This window comes from Actinomycetes bacterium, assembly GCA_036510875.1.
Classification (GTDB): domain Bacteria; phylum Actinomycetota; class Actinomycetes; order Prado026; family Prado026; genus DATCDE01.
This window is the reverse complement of sequence record DATCDE010000345.1, coordinates 1-6,822: the sequence shown is the minus strand read 5'-3', so window position 1 is coordinate 6,822 and position 6,822 is coordinate 1. Positions and strand designations below refer to the sequence as shown.

General features: G+C 65.4%; 6 protein-coding genes. 1 reads left to right on the top strand and 5 read right to left on the bottom strand.

Features of this window, described 5'->3' with window-relative positions; all coding sequences use genetic code 11:
• The first annotated feature begins 213 nt into the window (after positions 1-213).
• Positions 214-516 carry a PfkB family carbohydrate kinase gene (locus VIM19_19815; protein HEY5187089.1) on the top strand — a complete coding sequence of 101 codons (303 nt, stop codon included), beginning with the start codon at positions 214-216 and terminating at the stop codon, positions 514-516.
• A gap of 40 nt (positions 517-556) precedes the next feature.
• On the opposite strand, the gene ugpC is transcribed toward VIM19_19815, so the two are convergent.
• From ugpC to VIM19_19790, 5 genes are all read right to left on the bottom strand, one after another.
• A complete protein-coding gene (ugpC, locus tag VIM19_19810; GenBank protein ID HEY5187088.1) occupies positions 557-1,804 on the bottom strand; it encodes a sn-glycerol-3-phosphate ABC transporter ATP-binding protein UgpC in 1,248 nt (415 codons plus the stop codon).
• A 53-nt stretch (positions 1,805-1,857) separates the two neighbouring features.
• A complete protein-coding gene (locus VIM19_19805) occupies positions 1,858-2,673 on the bottom strand; it encodes a carbohydrate ABC transporter permease (GenBank protein HEY5187087.1) in 816 nt (271 codons plus the stop codon).
• Between the two features lie 32 nt (positions 2,674-2,705).
• Positions 2,706-3,668, bottom strand: a complete 963-nt coding sequence (locus VIM19_19800) for a sugar ABC transporter permease (protein ID HEY5187086.1) — start codon at positions 3,666-3,668, stop codon at positions 2,706-2,708.
• Entirely contained in the window at positions 3,665-4,942 is a 1,278-nt protein-coding gene (locus tag VIM19_19795; protein ID HEY5187085.1) for an extracellular solute-binding protein, read from the bottom strand. The genes VIM19_19800 and VIM19_19795 overlap by 4 nt, the downstream gene beginning before the upstream one ends.
• Positions 4,943-5,436: 494 nt before the next feature.
• On the bottom strand, positions 5,437-6,639 hold the full coding sequence (locus VIM19_19790; GenBank protein ID HEY5187084.1) for an IS4 family transposase: 1,203 nt from the start codon (positions 6,637-6,639) through the stop codon (positions 5,437-5,439).
• Positions 6,640-6,822 lie beyond the last annotated feature (183 nt).

The following is a 6,822-nucleotide window of genomic DNA, read 5'->3' as shown; positions in this document are numbered from 1 at the left end:
TCGCCGAGCCACTCCGTTCCCTGGAGAAGTCCACGCACAAATCGGCATCTTCGGACGTACCTCATGGCGTCATGCACGGACGACTTTCATTCGTGGTGACGTGGTCAAGACACGTACCCTCTACATCGGGTAGGCACTTGTCGGAGGGCGTTTGGTCACCGCCACGTAACCGTTTGTTCGGCCAAGGATGCCTGGCGCTGTTCAGGAATGGTGGTGACCCGCGGCGGCCTAGGCGCAGTGATCGGGCTGACGGTCACCGCTGAGCTCACCAGCGTCGACGCGCCGGTCGCCACGGTCGTGGACACGGTCGGGGCCGGGGACTCCTTCATGGCAGGCCTGCTGTCCGGCCTTCTGGAGGCCGGGCTGCTTGGCGGCGTCCGGTCACGTGAGCGACTGCGCTTGGCCTCGCTGCGCGATGTCCGACCCGCGGTGGACCGCGCGCTTGCCTGCGCGGCGATCCCGGTCTCATGTCCGGGCCCCGACCCGCCGCACCTGGCCGAGATCACAGCCTCCTGAGCCGGCCGGGCGCCCTGACTATGGGTCGGCCCTTGCCCAATCAGCTGCTCTTGGCCGCTTCCCTGACCTTCGCCCGCTCCAGGGCGCTCTTGCGGTCGACCTCACTCTCTTCGGCGATGGCTGCGGCCTTGGCGTCGTCGCGGGTCAGACAGTCGCCGGACTCCGGGTCGAAGACGTGCATGAAGGCCGGATCGAAGGTGAGTCGGGCTTCCTCCCCCTCCTTGATCCGCGACCGCGCATCGAGGTTGACGACCATCTGGGTGCGGATGCCCTCCCCGTCCAGCTCACGGTCGAGATCGTCTAGCTTTGCCTTGACCGCCGGGTCGGCCTCGAACGGGATGTAGGCGTACTGCTCGTTGCCGAGCCACTCGGTGACATCAACCGTTGCCGTGAAGTCGACGCCCTTGCTGCCATCCAGTGACTCGTCCTTGAAGTACTCCGGGCGAACGCCGACGATGAGGATGTCCTTGCCCTTGACCTTCTCGGCGAGGTCGCCGGTGACCGTGACGTCGCAGAAGGGGAGCTTCAGCGTCGAGCCCTCGACCTTGGCCGGAAGGAAGTTCATCGGCGGCGAGCCGATGAACCCGGCGACGAAGAGGTTGACCGGCTGTTCGTACAGCTCTCGCGGGGAGGCGCACTGTTGGAGGAGGCCCTTTTTCAGCACCGCCACGCGGTCACCGAGGGTCATGGCCTCAGTCTGGTCGTGGGTCACGTAGATGGTGGTGGTGCCAAGTCGCCGTTGCATCCGGGCGATCTCGGTGCGCATCTGTCCGCGCAGCTTGGCGTCCAGGTTGGACAGCGGCTCGTCGAACAGGAACCCGTCGGCCGCGCGGACGATCGCCCGCCCCATCGCCACCCGCTGACGCTGACCGCCGGAGAGATTGGCGGGCTTCCTCTCTAGGTGCTCGTCCAGCTCGAGCATGGCCGAGGCGGTGTTGACCTTCTCGCGGATCTCCTCCTCGGAGTGCTCCCCCTTGGCCAGCCGCAGCGGGAAGGCGATGTTCTCGAACACGGTCAGGTGCGGATACAGCGCGTAGTTCTGGAAGACCATGGACAGGTGACGGTCCCTGGGCGCGAGGTCGTTGACCCGCTTGCCGTCGATCAGCACGTCGCCGGAGGTAATGTCCTCCAGACCGACCACCATTCGGAGCAGGGTGGACTTGCCGCACCCCGATGGGCCCACCAGGATCATGAACTCGCCGTCGGCGATGTCGAGGGAGACGTCGTTGACCGCAGGGAACCCGTCGCCATACTTCTTGACGATGTTCTTGAGCTCGATCTTTGCCATCAGTTCTCAGGCTCCTTCTGGTGTATTACCGCTGGTGCAGGTCGCGAGGTGGCTCATCCCTTGACGGCACCCGAGGTGAGCCCGGAGACGATCCGGCGCTGGAAGACCAGGACCAGGATGACGACAGGAACCGTGACGATCACCGCGGCGGCGGCGATCGCCCCCGTCGGCTGCTCGAACTGTGAGGCTCCGGTGAAAAACGCCAACGCCGCCGGGACGGTCCGGGCCCGCTCGCTGGTCAGCGAGATGGCGAACACGAAGTCGTTCCAGGCCGTGAAAAACGTGATGATCGCGGTCGTGAACACCCCGGGCGAGGCCAATGGCACGATCACCTTGCGGAAGGCCTGCCACGACGTCGCGCCGTCGACTTGGGCCGCCTGCTCCATCTCCCAGGGGATCTGCTTGAAGAAGGCCGACATGATCCAGATCGACAGCGGCAGCGTCAGCGACAGGTAGGGGATGATCAGCCCGATCTGGGTGTCGAACAGCCCGACCGCCCGCCACAGGTTGTACAGCGGGGTCACCAGGCTGATGACCGGGAAGATCGAGACGGCCAGAGCCGTCGTCAGGATCAGCTTCTTGCCCGGGAACTCCAGCCGGGCGATTGCGTAGGCCGCAAACATTGCCAGGACCACGCTGATAAGCGTTGCGACCAGACACACCACCAGTGAATTGACCAGGGCCGGGATGAAGAGGCTGTGGGCGTCCCCGGTGAGGATGAGCTTGTAGTTGTCCCAGCTGACCTCCGCGGGGATGAACTTGCCGTCGGCCAGGGTGGCGCTGGACTTCACTGACAGCGACATGATCCACAGGATCGGGATCAGCGTGTAGGCCATGATCGGGATGGAGACGATGGCCAGCCAGGTCATGTTCTTCTTCGATTGGTTCGACTCCACTGCGGTCACTCGCCCCTGACCCGTGAGAGGTCGACTTTGAAGGACCTGACGAACACGGCGCTGATGCCCAGGACGCACAGGAACAGAAGCACCGAGACCGCAGAGCCCATGCCGATCTCGACCCGGCTGATGGTCTGGTTGTAGGCCACCAGCGATACCGACGACGTGTCCTGCGAGCCAGCGGTCATCACGAAGACGGCGTCGAAGATGCGGAACGCGTCCAGGGTGCGAAAGAGCAGCGCCACCATGATCGCGGCCTTCATGTTCGGCAGGATCACCTTGAAGAGCCGCTGCCAGAACGTCGCGCCGTCGACCTTGGCGGCCTCCTCCAGCGAACCGTCGATCTGGGCGAGTCCGGCCAACAGCAACAGAGACATGAACGGCGTGGTCTTCCAGATCTCCGAGATGCATATCGCGAAGATCGCCGACCAGCGGCCGCCGAACCAGTCGTAGGTGTCCGAGAAGGCCCCGAAGCTCAGGGCGTGCAGCGTGTGGTTGAGGAAGCCGGTGTCCACCGCGAAGGCGAAGCGCCAGGCGAAGGCCGACACGACGGTGATGATTGCGTAGGGGATCAGCACGATGGTCCGTAGCGTGCGCCGGGGGATGATGATCTTGTTCATGATCATGGCCAGCGCCATACCGATCACGAGCTCGACCGCGACCGTGATGACCGTGATGACGACCGTGTTCAGCACGGCCATCCACCACAGGCCGTCGGTGAGGATCACCGCGTAGTTGTTGAGGAAGATGAACTTGCGGGCCGTGGGATCGGTGAGGCGGTAGCTGAAGAGCGAGAGCCAGACGGCATTCAGGATCGGGTATGCCGTGACAGCCAGCATGATGATGAAGGCCGGGCCGGCCAGCTTCCACCCCAGCGTGCGCTCGGCCTTGGCCCGGTCGGAGAGCTGGGCCTTGCCCGGGCCGCCAGGGCCCGTCTCGCGGACGTCCCCCTCGACGAGTGTGCTCACAACAGCGTGTCTCCCTTCAGTACCGACGTGATCAGGTCGGCCGCGGCCCCGGGCGTGGTGGCGGGGTTGACGGAGTCGGGCGGGCTGAACTCGCGCTGGAGGCCGGTGGAGATGTCGCCGTAGTACTGGCTCTGCGGTCGCTGCGCGGCCTCGTCGAGGGACTTTCGGATCAGGCCTGCCATCGGGAACTGCTTCTTGATCGCGGGATCGTCATAGACCGACTTGCGCGCGGCAGGGTTGCCCGTACCGATCATGTACAGCGTCTGATGGGCGGTGGAGGTGATGCACTTCGCCGCTTCATAAGCGAGGTCGGGGCGTTTGCTGAAGGCTCCGACGCCGAGCTCGATCCCACCGAACGGAGGACGAGACACCGTGCCGGCTACGGTCTCCGGGTATTTCGCCCAGCCGACGTCCTTGATGAACTTCACCTTGTTGCTCGGCAGAGCCGCCCACACATAGGGCCAGTTGACCAGGAATCCGCTGGTGGCGTTGTCAGAGAAAAGATTCAGTGCCTCGGTCTCGGTGGTGGACGAGAGGGCGGGACCTCCCACGCCTGTCTGGGCGACCTTCTGGATCACGGCGGCCGCCTCCTGCCCCGCCTTGGTGTCCAGCCCCAGCTTCACGGCATCACCGGTCGCACCAGGGTTCTTCAGCACCTCACCGCCCGCACCGGCGATCAGTGCGTTGATCCACACGACGTAGCCCTCGTAGCGGCTCGCCTGGACGCCAATTGTCTTCTTCTGGGACTTGGCAGCCGCGATGACCTGGTCCCACGTCACTGGCTTGGTCATGTCAAGGCCGGCCTTCCGCGCCACGCTCTTGCGGTACCACAGCAGCTGGGTGTTGGCCCAGAACGGCACGGCCACCAGCTTGCCCTTCCACCTGGCGCCCTCGACCGCCGTCTTGACGGTGTCCTGTGTGAAGCCGGCCTGCAGGGCCGGGGGAACCGGGGCGAGGAAGCCCGCCTCGGCGAACTCGGCCACGAACACCGGGTCGATACTCATCAGGTCGATGCCCGAGTCGCCGGCGGCCAGCCGGCGCAACAGCTGCTGGCGCTGGTCGCTGGCGCTGTTGGGCAGCAGCTGAACCCTGATGGAATACTTGCCACCCGCGGCGTCGGTGCACTCCTTGGCGATCTGGGCCTGGCCCTTCTTGGTCACGTCTGCGCCGCCGCCGTCGGGGTTGATATACCAGGTCAGGCTCTGACCCGACCCGGTGCTGCTGCTGGAACAGGAGGCCAGGGACCCGGCTGCCAGCGTGGAGATGACGGCCACACCGACCACGGTCAGCCGGGTCAATCGTGTTCTCACTGCTGCCCCCTCAGTCCACGCCAGATTCCTCCGGCATGTATACCATGACTGTGACGTACGCCATACGGCACGAGGTCCTACTCAACCCAGTCGTGCGTAGCTGGATACAGCACTACGGCGGCGTTCTACCGGACGGCCCCCCCTTATGAACGAGTAAATTCTGTCGGGGCTGCTGTCACCTCACTCCATGTCCGAGATGTGCCCCGGGGTGTAAATAGTCCTGCGAGCGGGAGACTGAGACGGGGCTAACCCCAATACTGTTCAATTAGACCACTACGGCCTGTTCTGGTCGTCGCTTGGGTTGGGGCCAGTCGTGGTGGTGGGATCGTTTGACGTGCCATTTGGTGTACTTGCGTTTGACGACGCGGGGGTTGGCTCGTGGCTGCCGCGAGGGTAGGAGCCGGCGGATGAGTTCGCCGATGGCATGGCGCCAGAGCTGCCAGATGGTGTCGTGGGCGTCAGGGGGGAAAAGCGCCCTGTTGGGCGATGGATCTGCGGGAGATGCGTAGGGCGGCGACGAACGAGACACGGTCCGGGTCGTGGCCGGCGGCCTCGGCGGCGTCCAGCATCAAGGTGCGGATCGCATAGTGGCAGCACAGGTGGCCCCAGATCTCCTGGGTGACCAGATCCGGGGACTTCGAGCGCAGGACCGCGCGCGAGCCGCGTTGGTGGGTCTTGAGCTCGTCGATGGAGGTCTCGATCTCCCAGCGTTGCGCGTAGGCGGCGGCGAGCTGGGCGGCTGGGGCCTGGCGGTGGTCCAGCAGGGTCGTGATCAGCCGGTACGGGCCGGTGGTGTCGCGGCCGTCCTCGACCGTGTAGCTGACCACCCGGACACGGACCGGCCGGCGGCGTTGCTTGTCGGCGACGGAGTCGAAGACGTCAGCCAGCCATGACCCATCGGGTAGGTCCTGGACCGGCTCGAGCAACAGGTTGTCCTTTACCCGCCAGAGCAGGTCAGCCCCTGTGCCACAAGCGTTTTCCCACGCTTTGAAGCCGTAGAACCCCCGGTCTGCCAGGCACAACATCCCCGGTTCCAGCCGCCAGAGCAGCTCAGCGAAGGCGGCATTCTCGGACGTTGTGTACGGGCCGATCACGGCGTCGAACATGGCATGGGTTCCGCACTCGGCCAACGCGACCACCCGGGCCTGGGGGAACGCGGAACGTCCTCCCTTCATCACCCCGGGACGGCCGAAGTGGGCGTCGTTGGCTGGCGTGTCTGGCAGGTCCAGGCAGGTCCCATCAATGGCGACCAGTCTGCGGCCCGCCAGCCAGCACCCAGGAGTGTCCTTGACGGCCAGCGGCTTGGCGACCCGGGAGAACAGCAGCGCCAGCGGCTCGGGACCCAGGCGGTCGCGGGCATGAGAAATCGCCGCCTTGTTCGCCAGCCTGCCCGACCTTTCGTCCCGGTGTGCCCACGCGAGCCCGTCGGAGATCAGCGCCAACACGTCCTCATAGGACCCCTCGGAGTGCAGCGCCATCCCCATCGCGAAGTACGCCATCGACCGGGCCGGCAACGACCGCCGCCGCTTCTCCGTCCGGCCACACTCGGTGATCACCGCGTCCACCACCTCCGCGGGGAAAACCTTCGTCAGCAGACCCACCGACACCAGATCCGGCAACCGCCGGTCCGACTCGGCCTTCCTCCAACCAGTACGGGGCATACCAACAAACTACACGCCTGTAACTCTAATTGAACGGTATTGCGGTTAGGCCCGTAGCCACACCGGTAGGTGCCGGTCTTGATCCGGGCCGACCCGACGGGCGCAACCAACGTCGGTTAGGCCCGGTCCCCGTGCAGGAGTCCCTGCACGCGACCAGCAACGCCGAGCCCACGCGCCGGCGCG